This window comes from Paraburkholderia terricola, from assembly GCF_900142195.1.
Classification (GTDB): Bacteria; Pseudomonadota; Gammaproteobacteria; order Burkholderiales; family Burkholderiaceae; genus Paraburkholderia; species Paraburkholderia terricola.
This window is the reverse complement of the sequence record NZ_FRAB01000049.1, coordinates 23,985-42,714: the sequence shown is the minus strand read 5'-3', so window position 1 is coordinate 42,714 and position 18,730 is coordinate 23,985. Positions and strand designations below refer to the sequence as shown.

Genomic DNA, 18,730 nt, shown 5'->3' with positions numbered 1-18,730 from the left:
GTTCGCCACTCGCCACCAGGGTTGCCCCCGTGCTGCCGTTCGACTTGCATGTGTAAGGCATGCCGCCAGCGTTCAATCTGAGCCAGGATCAAACTCTTCAGTTCAATGCCTGTTACTGTTTTTCGGTTGTTTTACCAACCGGTCGCTCACTCAACGTACTGACGAATGATCATCCTGTCTTTCAACAGGAAAACCTTCCTTTCATTACTGTGTGAGACTTGATACTTTCGCTCCCGGCAGACCCCGAAGAATCCACCGCGCGCCGCGCATCAAGCGCCCACACTTATCGGCTGTTAGTTTTTAAAGATCGCTTACGCATTCACCACCGTCACGACGCCACCTTCAACCACCCGGCACCGCTTCGTTCTGCGTCGCTGCATCTGCAGCAGAGAAACGAGATTATGGAGAACGACTGACACGTCGTCAACCCCCTTTGGTGAATTTTCTTTCCGGCAAGCGCCAATCGTCGCCACAAACACACCTCGTCTATATGTAGCGAGATCGCGGAAACGACTCTGTCGCATGTGAGGACGAACGACTTCGTCTATAGTGAGAGACTCGCCCTTGACCACGGCGCGCCGATCATCATCAAAAACCCACACACGCAACTGCCCGCGTAGCCGGCGGGCCAGAAAACGGGCCTGCGACAAACGTGCACGACAAATTGACCTGCGCACAACGCGCGCGAAGGCGCAAGCTCGTATATAATGCGAGCCGCGCGAATTTCGCACATGTCTATCGGCCCGCTTCGAGCGGGCTCATCTTTTTTGCTCCCCAGAGCACACCCAAACAACCGCGTTGAGTCACTCAGGTGATGTTGAGCCATGCTCGAAACGCCTGACGGTAGCGTCTTGCGTCTCATAGCGAAGCCTCTAGAGGAGAATACGTGAACCCTTTTGATCGCGAAGATTCGCAACACGAAGCCGCCAGCTACACGCCCAAGGCGCCCTCGGGCCGCACGGCCAAGGGCAAGGGCGCGGGCAAAGCGATCCCCGTGGCGGCAGAATTGCCGCCGCAGCAGGCTGAAGAACGTCAGCGCCAGATGCGTGCGCTCATCCAGTTGGGCAAGGAGCAAGGCTACCTGACCCACGCGCAGATCAACGACCACCTGCCCGACAACTTCACGCAAACGGCGGCGATCGACAGCATCGTCAGCGCGTTCAACGACATGGGCGTGCAGGTCTACGAGCAGGCCCCGGACGCGGAAACGCTGCTGCTCAACTCGAACACCCCTGCCGTGGTGTCGGACGATCAGGCAGACGAGGAAACCGAAGTCGCGTTGTCGACGGTCGATTCGGAATTCGGCCGCACGACGGACCCCGTGCGCATGTACATGCGCGAAATGGGCGCAACCGAACTGTTGACCCGCGCCGGCGAAATCGCGATTGCCAAGCGCATCGAAGACGGTCTGCACGAAATGGTGCAGGCGATCGCCGCTTGCCCGCTCGCGATCTCCGCGATTCTGGCGAGCGCGCAGCAGGTTGCCGACGGCGAGTTGCGCATCGACGAACTGGTCGACGGTCTGAATGAAGACACGCTCGCGGCCGAAGAAGACAACGCCGCCCCGGACGCAGCAGCGGACGTCGACACGGACACGAGCGACGATGACGACAGCGATAACGACGACGACATCGCCCCGGCCGATTCCTCGGCTGCCGACGAAGCACGCCTGAAGCAACTCACGAGCGACTGCCTCGAGATCTTCGCTCAGGTCGGCATGCTGTCCGACCAGATGAACGCCTCGCACACGCGCGGCGACGTCAGCTCGAAAGCCTATCAGCGCGCACGCGAGGAGATCCAGCAGCACCTCGCGAAGATCCGCTTCACGGCGCGCACCATCGACCGCCTGTGTGGCGACGTGCAACACCAGGTCGCGCAGGTTCGCGCGATCGAGCGCAACATTCTGCAAATCGCGGTGACGAAGAGCGGCATGCCGCGCGAGAAGTTCATCGAATCGTTTGGCGGTCACGAAGCCGATCTCGGCTGGACGGAACGCGCGGCGCGCGGCGCGTCGGCATACGGTGCGGCGCTGGAGCGCCATCTGCCGGCGATCCAGGCGGAACAGCAAAAGCTGATCGACATCGAGGCAACCGTCTCCCTGCCGCTCAAGCATCTGAAAGAGATCAACCGCCAGATGGTCGCGGCCGAATCGAAGATGCGCAAGGCCAAGAGCGAGATGATCGAGGCAAATTTGCGTCTCGTGATCTCGATCGCGAAGAAATACGTGAACCGCGGCATGCTATTCCTCGATCTGATCCAGGAAGGCAACATCGGCTTGATGAAAGCCGTGGACAAGTTCGAATACCGGCGCGGCTGGAAATTCTCCACGTATGCAACGTGGTGGGTTCGTCAGGCCGTCACGCGTTCGCTCGCCGACCAGGCCCGCACGATCCGCGTGCCGGTGCACATGATCGAGACGATCAACAAGCTCAACCGCATCTCGCGCGAGATCCTCCAGCAAACCGGTCAGGAAGCGCATCCTTCCGTGCTGGCCGAACGCATGGAGCTGTCGGAAGAGAAAGTGCGCGGCATTCTGAAGATCGCCAAGCAGCCGGTGTCGATGGAAACGCCGGTGGGCGACGACGGCGACGCCACGCTCGGCGACATGATCGAGGATTCGGCGGCGTCATCGCCGGCCGACGCGGCCATGCAAGCCGATTTGCGCGCCGCCATCGACGACGCGCTCGACTCGCTGTCGCCGCGCGAAGCGAAGGTGCTGCGCATGCGTTATGGCATCAACACGAAGTCGGACCATACGCTTGAAGAAGTGGGCAAGCAGTTCGACGTCACGCGCGAGCGGATTCGTCAGATCGAGAGCAAGGCCATGCGCAAGCTGATGCACCCGAGCCGCGCCGATCGACTGAAGTCGTTCCTCGACCGCTAAGAAACAGCGCTTGCCGTGCCTCACGCACGGCAAGCGCCCCCTCCGCCTCAAACCCGCCTCGACACCCATTCAAACCAGCAGCGAGATGATCCCGCCGATGGTGATTCCCGCTGCCAGCCAACGACCCGCCGTATAAAACGCGTTGTGTTCCTCATGAGGCTCGTCCGGACGCTCGAGACCGAGCGTGCCGTATGCAAACGACTGAACCGCCGAAACATTGGGCGCCGCGGCATCTTCTGCCGCTGAATCGCCTGCTGCGTCGTCGTTGACCGCCTTCCCCTCTTGTGCCGCCGTTGCCGCGCCCTCCGCAGAGATATGGACGGCCTCGTCCTGCGCGGACGTTTCAGCCGTCGCCCTGGTTTGAACCGCCGCATCGTCGGCCGCGCGCGAGTTTTTCATCGCCGCGCGTCCCGGTTCCGGCAGTGTGGACGACAACGCACTGTCGATTTGCATAGCAATCTCCGTTCATTTCGCTCAAGGCATGCATTGCCCAACCCGTCGCGGAAGTTCAACAGCACGGCGGGTTACAAGTTCTATCGACGCCCACGGCGCGAATCTTGAGCAACAGTAAGGAACAGTAAGCGCGAGCACCGGCCGCACCTCGCCGACGGTTGCGTAATTTCGACCAGTAACGGTTGCCGAGATTACCGGCGCGATCGCCGACGCGCATGGGGCATACTCCTTGCGCGCTCTGTGCCCAGGTTTCTCCCAGGAGCACACCATGACCACGCTCGATCCCAAGGAACCGGCACCCGCGGCAGCCAGGCAAGGTGCAAAGATCGTTGGAACCGGCATCGGCGAAGGTCCCGGTCCGGATGTGATGGCCGCTTCCACGCTAGATGGAAACAAGGTGATGTCATCGGACGGCGAATATATCGGCAAGATCTCCGACATCATGCTCGACGTCCGCGGCGGACGTATCGCTTATGCGGTGCTCTCGAGCGGCGGCTTTCTCGGCGTGGGCGACACGCTCCATGCAATACCCTGGAACGCGCTCACGCTCGACACCGACGACAAATGCTTCGTGCTCGACGCACCCGCCGAGCGCATCGGAAGCGCGCCGGGCTTCGATAGGGACAACTGGCCGGCGATGACGGATACGCAATGGGGCACGTCCCTACACGCGTACTACAACCGGGCACCGTATTGGACTTGCGACGCCTGACGTCGTGGAAAAACGCGAGCGGGGATCACAAACTTCATACGAACGCAGGCACTGCTCTAAAAAACGCAGTGCCTGTCCCAACGCGACATCCGGCAAGGGAAATCTTGCGGACCCGCTTACGTCTTATCGCCAACGGAGCGGCTGCCCGCTGCATCGAGCTTGCTCTGCAAGGCTTCCTTGCGCGCGGCGATCTTCTTGCCGAGCGCGACCAGATCGCACTTCGTGCGCCGCAACTCCGGAAACAGTTCGCCTTCTTCTTCCTCGACGTGATGCAGCACCATCTCCGACATCACCTTGAAGGTCGCATTGAATCCCTTGTCACCGGCTTTCAGCGTCTCGAACTTCGTGATGAGTGTCTTGACCAGAAAGTGTTCGACATAAGCTTCCTCGACATCGAGCTTGCCGTCCTCCGGCAGTGCTGCTTGCGCCGCCGGGTACAGCAGTTCTTCCTCGATGATCGTGTGCACGGTCAATTCCTCGCACGCACGTTGGGCCAGCGTCGCTTTCTCTTCCAGATCGTCGCCCGCCTTTTCGAATGCCTCGAAAAGCTTCTCGACTGCGCGATGGTCCGCTTCGAGCAGCGCCAGCGCATCTTGCTCGCCCGGCGGTTGAGTAGCGGACTTCGTAGTGGTTTCAGCTTGTGCCATGTCGGTTCTCCCGTTAGAACAGCAGCACTTCTGCCACAGCATCGGCCATGCCCGAAGCGAGGAGTCGTGTGGCCGCGCGCACGCCGACGATTGCCCCCGCCCGTTTGCATTCCCGGACTATCGGCAGCGGGACCGGCCATGTCGGTTTGTCCACAGAAACCGTGCGCAAGCCTGTGGATATCCTGGGCAAGACTTGCGCAAGTCATTGAGCGAATTGAGATTCGAGCCGCTGACCGCACCGGGGTCTCGAGCGGCAAACACACGCCGCCTCACGGCATGACAAAGGTTTTCACGAGCGTCAATTCGCCGGCCTTTCGCAGCGGCACCCGCATCGTTTCGCTCTTTTCGTTCGGCGTATTTTCATTCGTGATGATGCTCACCTGGGCGACGGTCATGTCGCTGCCGCTGTTGCCGCTGCCGTAGTAATTCACGAACACCAGATACGTGCCCTTCAGCGGCGCGGCGGACGAATAAATCTCCGGCCCATAGCCGGTCGTCACGTCGACGTCGAGCGCGCCGCCGTTCGGCGCGACGCGTTCCCCGTACCAGGTATGCGCGCCGTCGGGCGACACGACGTGCAGATCCAGATCGGTGCCGTCGGTGTCCCACGCGAGCACCACGCGCAGCTTCGGCTGGGTCTTGCCGCTGTAGGCGTCGTAGAACTGCACGCGCTTGCGGCTGCCGTCCGGCGCGCGCAGTTCGACGCCGTTGCTGCCGGAAGGAAACGCGTAGGGCCGCGAGAACCTGCCATCTTCCTCCACGCGCTGCGGCAACGGCGTGCCGTCGACCACCAGCGTCGCCACCATGTTGCCCTTCTTCTTCGGCGCGTTGCGGATGTGTCCTTCGATCAGCGCGAATTTCGACTGGCCTTCCGGCGTCGACACGGATACCGCGGGGTAGTGCACGTCCTGCGTATAACGCTCGTTGTCGCCGCCCGTGTTGCGCCAGCCGTTCAACGGCGCGGCGAAGTCGACATCGCTCGCGTGCGCCGCCGGCACGGCCTGCAAACACGCAACGACGAGCACCCTGCAGCCGCCCTTCACCCACCCTGTCGTCTTGACCTTCATCGTTACCGCTCCTGTCCCGCTGTCATGCCGTTCGTCCGGCGTGTTTTGATTGAAACGCGTCCAGCACGACATGACTGAAAAAGAACGCATGTCGTGATTCATTGGATCGGATTGTCGGTACGGATCAGCGTGCGAGCGGTACGCTCGACGAACGTCTCATCGACGCCACGCGGATGATGCTGGAACGCGAGGTGAACATACTCGTGCGCCAGCGCGATACGGTCTTCCTCCGTCTGCAAGCGATACACGTACACGCGATTGCGCTGCGCGTCCGCATACGGCCGCCCTTCGCGCACGGCGCACACGGCGGGCAGATCGGGCGTCTCGTAGCCCGCCGCGCCGTCCATGCGCCGCGCCCACGACGGCGCATTGCGCCGCAGCCATTGCTGCGCGCCGGCCACCGCGATGCAATCGCCGGACAGCGGACTCTGGAACGCAGTCAACGTCGCCTGCGGCCAGGTGCGCGCGAGAATCGCGTCGAACGTGAGGCCGCCTTGCGCGGACGCCTTCGCGGCGAGCCAACTCATCTGCCCCGCTGCCGCCTTGTCGTGGTGATACTGAACCGGCACGCCGGTCAGCACGAGCGCGTCCGTCAGATCGGCGGCACGGCGCGCGGCGGCGCCTGGCGCGCGCGGTAGAACGCGCTGCGTGCCGCTGCTGTCGTCGATACGCAAGCAACCGTGATCGTGACTGCCGTGCTGCACCACGTAGGTACGCGCCGCCACCGCCAGTGCCTTGGCCGCTTCCGGCTGGCTCGTGTCGCCCTCCCGCTCGACCACGCGAGCAACGTAATCGTTCATGCCGAAGCGGCCGACAATTTGCGGCGCTCCGGTTGCGCTGCGATCGAGCCGCAATTCGCCGCGGCTTTGCACGCGCGCCCAATTGCCGTTGACGAAGCCCACGCGGAACTCGCCCCGCAGCGGACCGTCCGGCGCCGCCGCCGGCCCGCGGTCGCCGAGCACTTCACGAATCGGATAACGGCTGAAAAAATCGACCAGCACGCAGGCGCCGTCATCCGGCACGGTGACTTGCGTGAGCAGCGGCGCGATGCGCGGCGCGGCGGCGGCGAGCACGCGCGCGCTGCCGCCCGGGCCGCCCAGCCACACCGGCGTGCCGTCGACGAGCCAGCCCGCCGCGCCGCCGATGGATGCGCCGGGCCGCGCCGGGTCCGGCATCGTCCACGTCTTGGCGCGCAATACGCTGCCGTACAGCGACACCGTGCCCTCGCCGCGTCCGCTCGTCAGCACCGATACCAGCGTGCTCGCCGCCGCTTCGCGCGGCCGCGCGGGCATGGCTTGCAAGGCGGCGAGTAGATCGATCACCGGGACGCGCTGCGTCGGCGTCATCGCATGGAGGTTGCGCAGCCACGCGGGTGCGTGCGCGGCCGTCCAATACTTGCGCCAGTCGGCGGCGTCGAGTTGCAGGCGCGCGGGTTCGAAAAAACGTCCGCACGATTGCACCAGTGCATGTTCGCGGTCGATGCGGCCGCCCGTCATGCAGCAATACGCTTCTTCGGGATCGCCGCCGCTGCACGTGTAATCCGGCGTGGCGATGTTGCGGTCCACGAGATAGCCGTAGACGAACAGCTTCCACACGCTGCCGAGCGGCGTTTCGAGCGTCGCCGGCAAGGGGCGCGCGGACTGCGCCGAAACGGCGACGCCGGCGCTCCCCGCATCGACTTGCCAAAGCTGACTCTCGCCGTCGCGCAACCACGCGAAGCGCAGCCTCCGCGCCGAAGCGACAACAGGCGTTTCAACCGACGATGCCGCCGCATACGCCTTCACGCCATCGACGCAGGCACAGCCCACGCTCAGGGCGAGCGCGATCCGCAGCACCGCCGCCAGGCGATCACGCGTGTGCCGAAGCGCGCTGAACATGGCGGCCTCGCTACTGGATGCGCAGCGTCGTCACGCGATCGCTCTTGCCGCCTTCGAACGCCTTCGCGTCCGGCTGATACATGCGGAAGTAGCGCGCGGGCGGCAACGCGAACGTACCCGGCAATGCGAAGCGCACCAGTTGCCGCAGCGTCACGGGTCGATCGAGCAACGGTACGGGCTGGTGATACGCCAGTTCACCCATCTCATACGAAGCGACGCGCTGGAACGGCTGCGGACCGCTGCCGCCTTCCTTCGCGCCAGGCAAGCCGTCGATCGACACGCCCCAGCTGGTCGCCTCGACATTGCCGCCCGGCGGCAGCGGCACGTCGAGCAGACCGTAGTGGTAGGCGTTGCCCGAGCGCGGCGTGAGCGTGACTTCGTCCACATACAGCGCGTTGCTGTCGATCGCATCGCCCTGCTTCATCAGACGCGCGGTGAACGCGGCGCGTCCCAACTGGCTTTCAGGCGCGGCTTGCTTCTTCGGATCAGGCTTCACGTCGAGCGGTTCCAGCTTGTAGAACCGCCGTTCGACGGTGATGTTCAACCGGCTGTCCTCGCTCGTATGACTGCGGAACGACACGAGTGCGTTGACGTCGGTGCGAGTGGCGCCGGCATCGAGTGTGGCGGGTAGTCCCCCAACGGGATTTCCTTCGGGGCGTGCTGTGCCGGTCCACTTCCAGAGCGGTGCGCCGGTCGGCGTCGCGGTGCGCGTCCAGCCCACTCCTTGCAACGACGGCGGCGAAGCCGGCGCCGCCTCGCCGCCGAGCGCCTTGCGCAGCCACAGCAGCGTCAATGCGCGATCGAGCGTCGGGTAATCGGCGCTGCTTTTCGCGAGCAACGTCGATGCATCGATCGCGGCGCCGCCATCGCCCGTCAGGTAAAGCAGACTTTGCACGAGCGGCGCGGGATCGTTGCTCAACGCGCTGCGTGCGGCGCTCGCGGCTGCGTCGAAAGCTTCCGGCAGTTGAGCGCCCGTGCCGCGCGCCATGCCGGCCACCAGCAGCGTCGCCATCTGCTTGCCGCGCGGCGAATCGGCTTGTGCGAACACGATGCTGTCCGACGCGCCATACGCGCCGCTGCGCGCGGGCGCCTTGCCCGCGTTGTTCGCGTTGCCCGACATCGCAGCCGCATCGCTCAGCAAATCGGCGGCGACGCCCGACACGGGCGTAGCCACCGGCAAGCCCATCTGCTGCATGAACCACAACGCCAGCGCGCGATGCAGCAGCGGTTCCTTCGCGCCGGCATCGCGATAGACGTCCATCGCGTGCTGCCAGTTGCCCGCGGGCAGGCCGATGCCGAGGCTGCGGCTCGCGAGCCAGTCCGCGTAATACGCGTAAGCGGTCATCAGCGCGCTGCCGCCGGTTGTGTCGCCCCACCAGCCGAACGTGCCGCCGACGCCCGCCAGCATCGCAAGACGCTGCCGCTGATTGCGCAGCAGCGCGTCGAGCCCTTGCGTCGAACTCGCGTTGTCGCCACGGCCGAGCGCATCGTGAGCGAGCGCGAGCGGAATCAGGCGGCTCGAAGTCTGTTCGGCGCAACCGTACGGATAGTCGATCAGATCGTCGGCGACGCGCGCGAATTGACTCGCCGCGTTGCCGATGAACCGCACGCTCACATCCTGAGCGTCGGTTGGCAGATTGAGCGGCTTGTTCGAACCGTCGAGCGCCACGGTGTTCTGATGCAGATCGAGCCAGCCGCCCGCATCGAGATTGATGGTGGTCTGCAAGCGGTCCACGTCTTTATCCGCACGCCGCAACGTCGCATTGATCACGCCGGCCTTCAGCGCGCCGCCCGGCAGCCGCAGATAGTTCGCACCGCGCTTGAGCGTGACTTTCTGATTCAACGAGAGACCGCCGCCGTCGACCAGCCATTGCGCGTCCATCTCCGTGTCGGTCTGGTTGAACGCGATCATGTCGATGGCCGGCTGATCGTTGACGCGAAAATGCGTCGGCCCGCTCCACTTCAGATACAGCGCCTTGTCCGAGCGCACGTAAGCGGTGCGTTGACCCACCATGCCGTTCGGCGCCGCCGCGCGCACGGTGATGCGCCAGCGCGCCAGCGAGTCGGGCATCTTGAAGGTCATGGCGGCATGACCGTTGGCGTCGGTTTTCAGATTGCCTTCCCACGCCGCCGTGTCCTGATCGTCGCGGCGCGGCCGCTCCAGCACCTTCACGCCGCGCTCGTTGTAGTTCGCGCGTTGCGGGCCGCCCGGCGCGCCCTTCAACGGCGAACGCGCGAGGTCATACGTGATGAACGACAGGCTCGACGAAGTGCGCACGTTGTTGCGGCGCGGATGATAGAAAAAGTCGACGATGTTCGGCGCGATTTCCGGCTGCAAAACGTACACCATTTCATCGACCACGCTCACGGTCAGGTTCGCCGCTTCCGGCTTGCCGTTCAGTGTGCTGTCGAAGTTCAGCGTCACCGTATCGCCGGGGCCGTACACCGGCTTGTCGCTTCTCACGTTCAGTTCGATTTGCGGCTGCGCGACCACGATGCCCGCGTTTTGAAACACGTACTCGCCCGCATGCACGTAGAGCACCGAGAAGGTCATGTTCGGCGCGAACTCGTCGCTCACCTTGATGCGCGCTTTCCATTGCGACGGCGCCACGCGTTGAAGTTGCAGCCAGTCGCCGCCCGCCGTCAACAACGCGCGGCGCTCGACGTTGTCGCGTTCGAGCGTCAGCAACGCATCGTCGACGGGCATCGGGAACGTGATCAGCGCTTCGGCGGTGTCGCCGATCTTGTACCTGTCGCGATCGAACACGATCTCGACGCTGCCCGGAATCGCCTTCAGGCCATCGCCCGCGACCCAGTGGCTCGCGGCGGCGAGCAGATTGCCGGTGTCGTCCTTGACCGACAGCATGTATGAACCCGGTTGGTCGAATTGCACCGGGAACGAGAGCTTGCCGCTTGCCGCCCCGCTCTTCAACGCGCCTTCGCCGTGCGTCTGCGATTCGAGGCGCGTCCATTCCCATCTTGCCGGCGCATGCGACGACGGATCGAGCGCACCGAGCGCTTGCAATTCGAAGCTGACCGCTTCCTTCGGCTGCGAGAACGACTTCGCCGTCGACAGACGATACGGCGTCGCGCCGCGCGCGATCAGCACTTCACGTGTCACGCGCACCTTGTACGCCGCGCCGTCTTGCGCGAACAGCGTCAACGCGTAACGGCTCGGCTCTTTCGCCGCCGGCAGCGTGAGACTTGCGTTGCCCTCGCTATCGGTTTTCAACTCCTGCTGTTCGAGCTTGACCGGGAACAAGCCGGCGTACCGCAATTCGCCGTCGACGATCGTCACTTTCTGCGCGCGCAGCGTGAGCGAAATCTTGCTGTCGCGCACCGGCTTGCCGTCCGGATAGCGCAACTGGATCTTGCCCTTCAGCGGCTCGCCGGTGGCGTAATCGGCTTTGTCCATCGACAGGTTCACGTCGAAATGCGGCTTCACATAGTCGGCGACGCGAAACGCGCTGCCGTACACATCGCCGTTGTAATCGAAGCGCAGCGTGTAGCCGCCGGCGGTGGCATCGGCGGGCAGCGTGAACGACGCCTCCGCGCCCGTCGCGGACGCGAAATGCACCTTGCTGGTCGCCACCGGCGCGCCGTTCGGATCGAGCACGTCGAGTTTGACGTCGGCCTCGGCGGGCGCGGACGACTGCGTCGCGTTCTGGAACGTGCGGCCGATGAACTTCACATGCACCGGATCGCCGGGCCGGTACATTGGACGGTCGGTCACCGCGTAGATCTTGGTGTTGTAGATCTCGCTGTCGTAGTAGAAATTCTCGGAGACGAACACGCCGCCCCGCGGATCGGTGCCGAGCACATAGCTGCGCTCGGGGCTCACGTGTTGCAGCATGAGCGCACCGTCGCCGCCGGTCGCGCCGCTTTGCAATACGCCGACGCCATCGGTCCAGCTCACCTCGGTATTGGCAACCGGCTTGCCGTTATCGCGCCGCGCGGTCCACACCAGCATGCCGCTCGATGCCGCCTTCACGACCGCGACCGTGTCCGACACGAACAGCAGCGTATGCGCGCGATAGTTGCCGATCACCGCCTCGACGATATACAGCCCCGGCGGCAGCTTGCCGACAGGGATCATCACGTTGCCCGAACTGGCTTCAATGAAGTTACTGCTGCTGCCTTCGAGGTTCACGCCCTTCGGCGGCTGGATGACCTTCGCGTCCCAGATCGGATAACGGAAACGCGCGACCATGTCATAGCCTTGCAGCGGCGCGAACTGCGAGTTTTGCTCGAACTGCGTCGGCTTGCCCGTCTGTTCGCCGAGCTTGAATTGCGGCGCGGCTTCGGTCGCCTTGCTGCGCGTCGCGAACGACAACACGCGCTGCCATGCGCGGCGCGCTTCGCTGAACCAGCGGTCCCATAGATACGCGAGCGTGTTCGCCAGTCCTTCGCCCTGATAATTCGGCGCGACGTTCAGCCGGTGCAGATTCTTTTGCGCCTTCAGGAAGTCGAGCGGTTTGGGCACGCGATACACGACGATGTCCGCGCCGCCATACGCTTGCAGCGCGTCCTTGAAATCGCGGCCCGGCGCTTCGAGACGCACCTGCGCCAGTTGATCGCTGCCGAAACTCGCGTCCGAGAGCAGAAAGAACGGCTGGCCGTCCACCTTCTGCGAGGCGAAGTTGCTCGACGGCGTTGGATGCAGCGTCGGGTTCGCGGCGATGTTGGACTCGGCTGCGTCGTCCGCATACGCTGCCGGTGCGATGGCGAGCGTCATGAACGCGAGCAGCGCGGCCAACGTGAATGCCATGCGCCGCCGCGCGTTGCCAAACCAGCCGCTCGACGCGGTGACGGAATTCATTCGGGTCATGGTGTCAGAAAGTCCAAACGAAACACGCCGACGAAATTCGGATTGCCGTCGCGCGGCTGCCAGCGGGAATCTTTCCATTGCATCAGGTCGGAGACGGCCACGGCGCGCAGACCGGTATCGGTCGGCGTAACGGTGCCAGTGTGATAAGCGATGTAGCGATCCAGCCAGATCATCAGATGCTGGTCGTCGCCCTGGTCGAAGAACAGCAGGTCGCCGGGCAGCGCCTGGTTCACGTCCTTCGAAACAAAACGGCTGTTGCGTTGAATCAGTGCGATCGCCGACGCGTAGGCGCCGGTTGAACCGTCGAGCTGGGTCCAGCGATTGGCGATTGTGCGCTGCGACGCGGACAGTTGCAGTTCGGGCGGCATGCTGCTCGTGTCCGCGAGGCTGGTCATGCCGTTTGCACGCAGCCATTTGCCGTCGTGCGGCTTGAGCGTCTCGCCGACAGCGAAACGCACGAGGCCCGCGCAATCGCGCTGCGTCCAGCGTGGCGTGGGGCCGCGCCGCAGTTGCTGGTCGACGATGCGCGCGAACCATGCGCGAAAGGCGGCGGATTGCCGGGGCGAGAGGCTGTCGGGGTCAGGCGTGGCGGCGGTGCCGGTGAGTGCGTGGGCGTGGTGCGCCAGGGTCGCTAGTGCGAATGCAGAGGCAGTGCGTGCCAGCCAGAGTCGGCGTGCGATGACAGGTGTGTCGTGGGCGGGGGTTTGCGCTGCGGGGGTTTGCGCTGCGGGGGTTTGCGCTGCGGGGGTTTGCGCTGCGGGGGTTTGCGCTGCGGGGGTTTGCGTTGAGGCCGCACGCGCCGCGACGATGCGCCGAGGCCCACTCGCCTCCATCGCAAACGCCACGCCGGGGAAACGAAAGCGACGCACTTAATCGCCCTCGGTGCCAGGCTGATCGGCTGGCGTCTCCACAACGCCCGCCGCATCCGAACCCGCACCGGCCTTCGCGCGATCGAACCACCACTCCACCGGCACCCAGCCGGTCGAGCCCGGCAAGTTCTGCGGCAGCGTCAACGACACCGCGGGATAGCGCGCAAAAGCGTGCAGCTTCGGCGCGAGATGGGTGCGCGACGCGTTGCGGAACACCGCCTCCTGATCGGCCGGCAACGCCGCGCCCGCTTCGCGTTCGATCAACGCGGCCGCCGACGAAGGCGTGAGCGTCAGAATCGTGCGCGGCAGACGCTGCGGCGCGAGCGTATCGGCGAGCGCCGGATAGCGCTTGTCGAGCACGGCGAGCGTATCGTCGACGAGACGCGCATCCGGCGAGAAGATCAGATAGCCATGCGCCAACGCGAGCGTGACCGGAAAATAGCGTTCCGCCGAAAGCTGCGACGCGAATGCCGCCTTGCTCGTCAACGCGGTTCCCGAGCGCGCGCTAACCGGACGTTGCCACACGGTCACGTCGGCGCCCTGATCGCGCGTGGTGACCGGCAAGCGGCGATAGCTCGCGGTATCGCCATCGGCTTTCGCGGCCTTCGCTTCATACGCGCCGATCACGTCGCCGAAGGTCTTGCCGAGCGCGGCCTTCAACGCGGCGGTGCGCGCCGCGTCCTGCGTCTTCAGGCGAGCGACGAACACCGGCGCGACCAGCGTCGACTTCGCATACCAGCAGACAGCCGCAGGGCCAGCCAGTTGATCGCCGATCGCGGCGGCGTTATCCGTGCCGCCGTCGGCCACCTTGCCGAGCAGCGCGGACGCCGCTTTCCAGTCCGCCGGCAAGCTCGTGCACGCCGCCGGATTGGCCGGCAGCGCGCGCCACAGGTCGGCGCTGTTCCACTGCTGCGGCAGCTTGCCCGGCTCGATGAGCGCCGAGGTCTGCCAGTTCGCAGCGGCGCCGCCGTTCGGCGAGAAATCGAAGCGCAGCGCGTCGATACCGGAGAAGAATGCCTGATAACCGAACGAGAGGTAATTGGCCGACACCACCAGACGGTGGCCCTTCGGCGCATCGCCGCCTGCATCCGGGCTTGCATCCAGGCGATAAGCGCGCGCCGCGTCGTCATGGCCCGAGGCGAGCATGTCGGAAACCGCGTCAGCGCGTTCGCTCAGCAAGCCGCCGTTCGCGTCGAGCAGCACGCCGGGCGCGGATAGCACCACGAGGCGATCGCCTTTCGTCGCGAACAACAGCGTGCGACCCACCGCCAGCTTCAACGCGTACACCGGCACGTCGCCGGAAAGCTTGCCGACCTGGCTCAGTTGCGCGTCGCTCGCCGCGACGTTGCCCAAGCCTTGCAGCAGTTTGGCTAGGCCGTTGCGGCGCATCGACATTGCCCAGTAGCCGAGCCGGCCATCCGGTGAGCGCCACAGCAGCACGTGCGCGGGTTCGTCGAACACGCGGCGGATCAACTCGTCGCGCCAATCGAGTTGATGTTCGAAGGCGAGACGCCGCAGTGCGCCTTCCGCGGAAAGGCGCGTATTGCCCGATTCGTAATAGTCGACGAAGTCCTGAGTCAGCAGGTCGTGCAGCAGCGGCACGCGCAACATGTCACGCGGCAAGCGCGAGAGCGCTTCGCTGTCGATCACGGCGTCCGGGTGGTGAATATCGAGAATGATTTCGCCGCTTTCGGCGGCTTTGCGATGTGCGAAAGGCCGCCACACCGCCTGAATGACGACGCCGGCCACGACCAGAAGACCGACTACCAGGATTGCAATGTTTCTTCGCGACATCTTCATCTGATTTTCTTCTGGTTCGATGCGACGGCATTAAGTTGACATTCGGCGAATAATCCCTCGGGGCATTCTTCGAATGGCAGCGATGATAACCGATATGCCTGGCCTGATACCAGTGACTCTCCGCATTTAACGATCCGGCATGCCTCTGATTAAAAATATTAGAAACCGGGTTTTCATTTTGGAGAGGCGGGCTTGAGTCAAACGGGAATCTAAATAGCGCGGAGTTTATCCGCGGCATTACCAGATCGAGGCTTTATGCCAAATCATCACGTTTCTTCTATCGACATAAAAAAGAACCCGGCCGAGCCGCATTGGCTGGCCGGGTTCTTTCAGGCACGCTCTTAGGGTTTGAGGCAAATACCGCGCTGGCCGCTCTGCAGGAAGCTAGCCGCAAACATCACGTTGTGTTCAATACAAACGCGCAAACGCGCAAATGATCGGGAGCATGTTGGCCGCCGTTCAATCGCAGCCGATATCCATGCACTACGTGTTGCATTAATCCGCATCACCGCGGCGCACGCTAGACCACGTTCTTCTCCACGATCGGCCGGTTCTCGAGCACGCGAGCGAAGCTCAACGAGCCGAGATCGAGCGTCGTATAACGCCCGTTCAGAATCAGTTCGCTAACGCCGCGGCCCGTTGCCGGCCCTTGTTGCAAACCATGCCCGCTAAAGCCATTGGCAAAGACGCAGTTGTCGACGTCGGGGTGATAACCAATGATCGCGTTCTGATCCAGCACGTTGTATTCGTAATAGCCGGACCAGCAGTTCTGCACGCGCAGCGCTTCGAATTGCGGCACGCGGTGCGCGAGCGTCGGCCAGATCACGTCGTCGAACAGTGTGTGATCGACTTCGTCGAGCGGCAGATCGTCGGGGTCGTTGTCCGCGGAAGGTGATGTGCCGCAAATGAACGATTGGCCCTCGGGCCGGAAATACACGCCGCTCGGATCGATGAGCAACGGGCAGCGTTCGAGCCGCGCGGGCGACGTGACATTGAAAATACTGCGACGCCGCGCGTGGACCGGAAGGTCGATGCCGATCATTTGCGCGACCTTGCGCGACCAGGCGCCCGCCGCGTTCACGACCACGTCGCACGCATGGGTCTCGCCGTTCGCGGTTTGCACTTGCGTGACACGCCTGCCGTCGCGATGCAGCGCGGTAACGTCGGCGGCGACATAATGCGCGCCGAGCGCCCGTGCTTTCTTGCGCAGCGCCTGCACGAGACCATAGCCGTCGAACCAGCCTTCCCCGCTTTCGCCGAATGTACCGGCGACGAGGTCTTCCGTATTGAGCCAGGGAAAGCGCGCTTGCAACGCGCTTCTGTCGAGCAGGCTGATATCGGCGCCAAGACTTGTTTGCAGCGCGTGATTCTCACGCAGCGTCGTCTCGCCGACGGACGTCGCGAGAAAGAGATAACCGCCTTCGTGCAGATCGATCGACGGTTTCACGCCGTCGACGCACAGCCGCTCGCCGATCGAGCGCAGAAACTCGATACCGAACAGCGACATCTGAATGGAAAGCGGTGTGGAGAATTGCTGACGGATCGACGCCGCCGATAGCGCCGACGACGAGCGCGCATAAGTCGGATCGCGTTCGATCACGGTGACGCCGACTGTCGGATCGGCGAGCCGCAGAAAATACGCAATCGAACTGCCGATCACCCCACCGCCGACGATCACGACCTTGGAACTCACGTCTTACCCCACGAGTAGCGTGGCCGCTCTTGAAACGGCGGGCGGCGCAAACGGATTGCTGAAAAAATGCGGACAGCGGCGCGTGGATGCGCCGCTGCTTTGTGCTTTTTACTGAATGCGCTACCGGTCTGCCGGGCTTAGCCGATATTGAAGTCGATGCCCTGCGCGAGCGGCAATGCCGACGAGTAGTTGACCGTGTTGGTGGCGCGGCGCATGTACGCCTTCCACGCGTCCGACCCCGACTCGCGGCCGCCGCCGGTTTCCTTCTCGCCGCCGAACGCGCCGCCGATTTCCGCGCCGCTCGGCCCGATGTTCACGTTCGCGATGCCGCAATCGCTGCCCGCGTCGGACAGGAAGCGCTCCGCTTCGCGCAGATCGGTTGTGAATACGCACGACGACAAACCGTGAACCGCCGCATTGTTCGCCTCGACCGCCTCGGCGAAATCCGCATAGCGCAGCACGTAGAGAATCGGCGCGAACGTTTCCTTCAGAACCACCGGCGTTTGCGACGGCATTTCGACGATGGCCGGCCGCACGTAGTAACCGCCTTCATGACCCTTCACCTCGACGCGCTCACCGCCGAACACCTTGCCGCCTTCAGCGGTGGCCTGCTGCAACGCTTCCTGCATGCGGGCATACGCTTGCTTGTCGATCAGCGGACCCATCAGCGTGCCCTTTTCGAGCGGATTGCCGATCGGCACCTTGCTGTACAACTGCTTCAGACGCTCGATGGTCTTGTCGTACACGCTCTCATGCACGAACAGACGCCGCAGCGACGTGCAGCGTTGCCCCGCCGTGCCCACCGCCGAAAACAGAATGCCGCGCATCGCGAGTTCGTGATCCGCCGTTTGCGTGACGATGCCCGCGTTGTTGCCGCCGAGTTCGAGCAGCGAGCGGCCGAAGCGCTTCGCCACTTCCACGCCCACCGTGCGGCCCATTTCCGTGCTGCCCGTCGCGCTGACGATCGACGCGCGCGGATCGGCCACCAGCTTCGCGCCCACCTCGCGGCCGCCGTTGATCAACGCGGTCAGGCCGGCCGGCGCGTCGCCGAATTCCTGCAACGCCTCGTTGAGAATCTGATTGACGGCGAGCGCGGTCAACGGCGTTTTCTCCGACGGCTTCCAGATCACCGCGTTGCCGCACACCAGCGCGAGCGCCGCATTCCACGACCACACGGCCGCAGGAAAATTGAACGCCGAGATCACGACGCAGGTGCCCATCGGGTGCCAGGTCTCGGCCATGCGATGGCCCGGTCGCTCGGACGCGATCGTGAGGCCATACAGTTGACGCGACAGACCGACCGCGAAATCGCAGATGTCGATCATCTCCTGCACCTCGCCCATGCCTTCCTGGAGGATCTTGCCGGTTTCAAGCGTGATGATGCTGCCGAGCGCCTGCTTCTTTTCGCGCAGACGGTTGCCGAGCAAACGCACCAGTTCGCCACGGCGCGGCGCCGGGACGTCGCGCCAGGCGGTGTACGCCTGTTTCGCCTGGGCCAGGGCCGAATCGACTTCCGCCACCGTGTTGCTGGCCACGCGGCCAATGAGTTCGCCGGTGATGGGCGAATGAACCGCGATGTCGCCGGCCTGCGCCGCGTGGGCGATGCCGAGGTCGGCGAGGATGGTGGAAGCGTTCATGTGAATCCCTTTAATTTCCGATGCGAAACAAGAGTAAGTTAGGAAACTATACACGCGGGCTTTCATGGCGGCAAGGGCGTTTGCCCGGAAGTGACGCGCGGGAACCGTCGCGTGCGCTTGCTGGGCTTGAATAGCGGACCGAATCCATCGTGGCGCACGAATGCCGCCGATGCCCGCGCATGCTCTTGCGACGGCAGGCGCGCATTGCCCCTATTCGTTTCTTATTGGAAATACGAGTTGCCGACAGCCGCAATGATCCGGCA

At 64.0% G+C, this 18,730-nt stretch carries 11 protein-coding genes and 1 rRNA gene; 2 read left to right on the top strand and 10 right to left on the bottom strand.

What is annotated here, in order from left to right; translation table 11 throughout:
* Window positions 1-104, bottom strand: a 16S ribosomal RNA gene (locus BUE39_RS28720); the annotation flags it as partial.
* Window positions 105-886: 782 nt separating this feature from the next.
* On the opposite strand from BUE39_RS28720, the gene rpoD reads away from it, so the two are divergent.
* The gene (gene rpoD, locus BUE39_RS28715; protein WP_073432046.1) at window positions 887-2,884 is read left to right on the top strand and encodes an RNA polymerase sigma factor RpoD; all 1,998 of its coding nucleotides are present in this window, start codon (window positions 887-889) and stop codon (window positions 2,882-2,884) included.
* A gap of 69 nt (window positions 2,885-2,953) precedes the next feature.
* Here the strand turns inward: rpoD and BUE39_RS28710 are convergent, their stop codons facing one another.
* Window positions 2,954-3,337, bottom strand: a complete 384-nt coding sequence (locus BUE39_RS28710) for a hypothetical protein (RefSeq protein ID WP_073432045.1) — start codon at window positions 3,335-3,337, stop codon at window positions 2,954-2,956.
* A 268-nt stretch (window positions 3,338-3,605) separates the two neighbouring features.
* Between BUE39_RS28710 and BUE39_RS28705 the strand changes: the two genes are divergently transcribed.
* Window positions 3,606-4,049: a PRC-barrel domain-containing protein gene (locus BUE39_RS28705; RefSeq protein WP_073432044.1), complete on the top strand. Its 444-nt coding sequence runs from the start codon at window positions 3,606-3,608 to the stop codon at window positions 4,047-4,049.
* A 116-nt stretch (window positions 4,050-4,165) separates the two neighbouring features.
* Here the strand turns inward: BUE39_RS28705 and BUE39_RS28700 are convergent, their stop codons facing one another.
* The 8 genes from BUE39_RS28700 to amaB all read right to left on the bottom strand — a co-directional run bounded on the left by BUE39_RS28700 (window position 4,166) and on the right by amaB (window position 18,467).
* On the bottom strand, window positions 4,166-4,696 hold the full coding sequence (locus BUE39_RS28700; RefSeq protein WP_073432043.1) for a hemerythrin domain-containing protein: 531 nt from the start codon (window positions 4,694-4,696) through the stop codon (window positions 4,166-4,168).
* Between the two features lie 269 nt (window positions 4,697-4,965).
* Window positions 4,966-5,763 (bottom strand): YfaP family protein, encoded by a 798-nt coding sequence (locus BUE39_RS28695; RefSeq protein WP_073432053.1) that lies wholly within the window; start codon window positions 5,761-5,763, stop codon window positions 4,966-4,968.
* Window positions 5,764-5,861: 98 nt separating this feature from the next.
* Complete coding sequence (locus BUE39_RS28690; RefSeq protein WP_073432042.1) at window positions 5,862-7,640, bottom strand: DUF2300 domain-containing protein; 1,779 nt, start codon at window positions 7,638-7,640, stop codon at window positions 5,862-5,864.
* A 10-nt stretch (window positions 7,641-7,650) separates the two neighbouring features.
* Window positions 7,651-12,468 carry an alpha-2-macroglobulin family protein gene (locus tag BUE39_RS28685; protein WP_084561514.1) on the bottom strand — a complete coding sequence of 1,606 codons (4,818 nt, stop codon included), beginning with the start codon at window positions 12,466-12,468 and terminating at the stop codon, window positions 7,651-7,653.
* A complete protein-coding gene (locus BUE39_RS28680; RefSeq protein WP_235004990.1) occupies window positions 12,465-13,337 on the bottom strand; it encodes a DUF1175 domain-containing protein in 873 nt (290 codons plus the stop codon). The genes BUE39_RS28685 and BUE39_RS28680 overlap by 4 nt, the downstream gene beginning before the upstream one ends.
* Window positions 13,338-15,137, bottom strand: a complete 1,800-nt coding sequence (locus BUE39_RS28675) for a DUF2138 domain-containing protein (protein ID WP_073432041.1) — start codon at window positions 15,135-15,137, stop codon at window positions 13,338-13,340. It abuts the gene before it with no gap.
* Window positions 15,138-15,657: 520 nt separating this feature from the next.
* On the bottom strand, window positions 15,658-16,830 hold the full coding sequence (locus BUE39_RS28670) for an NAD(P)/FAD-dependent oxidoreductase (RefSeq protein WP_073432040.1): 1,173 nt from the start codon (window positions 16,828-16,830) through the stop codon (window positions 15,658-15,660).
* 137 nt (window positions 16,831-16,967) lie between these two features.
* Window positions 16,968-18,467, bottom strand: a complete 1,500-nt coding sequence (gene amaB / locus BUE39_RS28665) for an L-piperidine-6-carboxylate dehydrogenase (protein WP_073432039.1) — start codon at window positions 18,465-18,467, stop codon at window positions 16,968-16,970.
* Window positions 18,468-18,730: the final 263 nt, after the last annotated feature.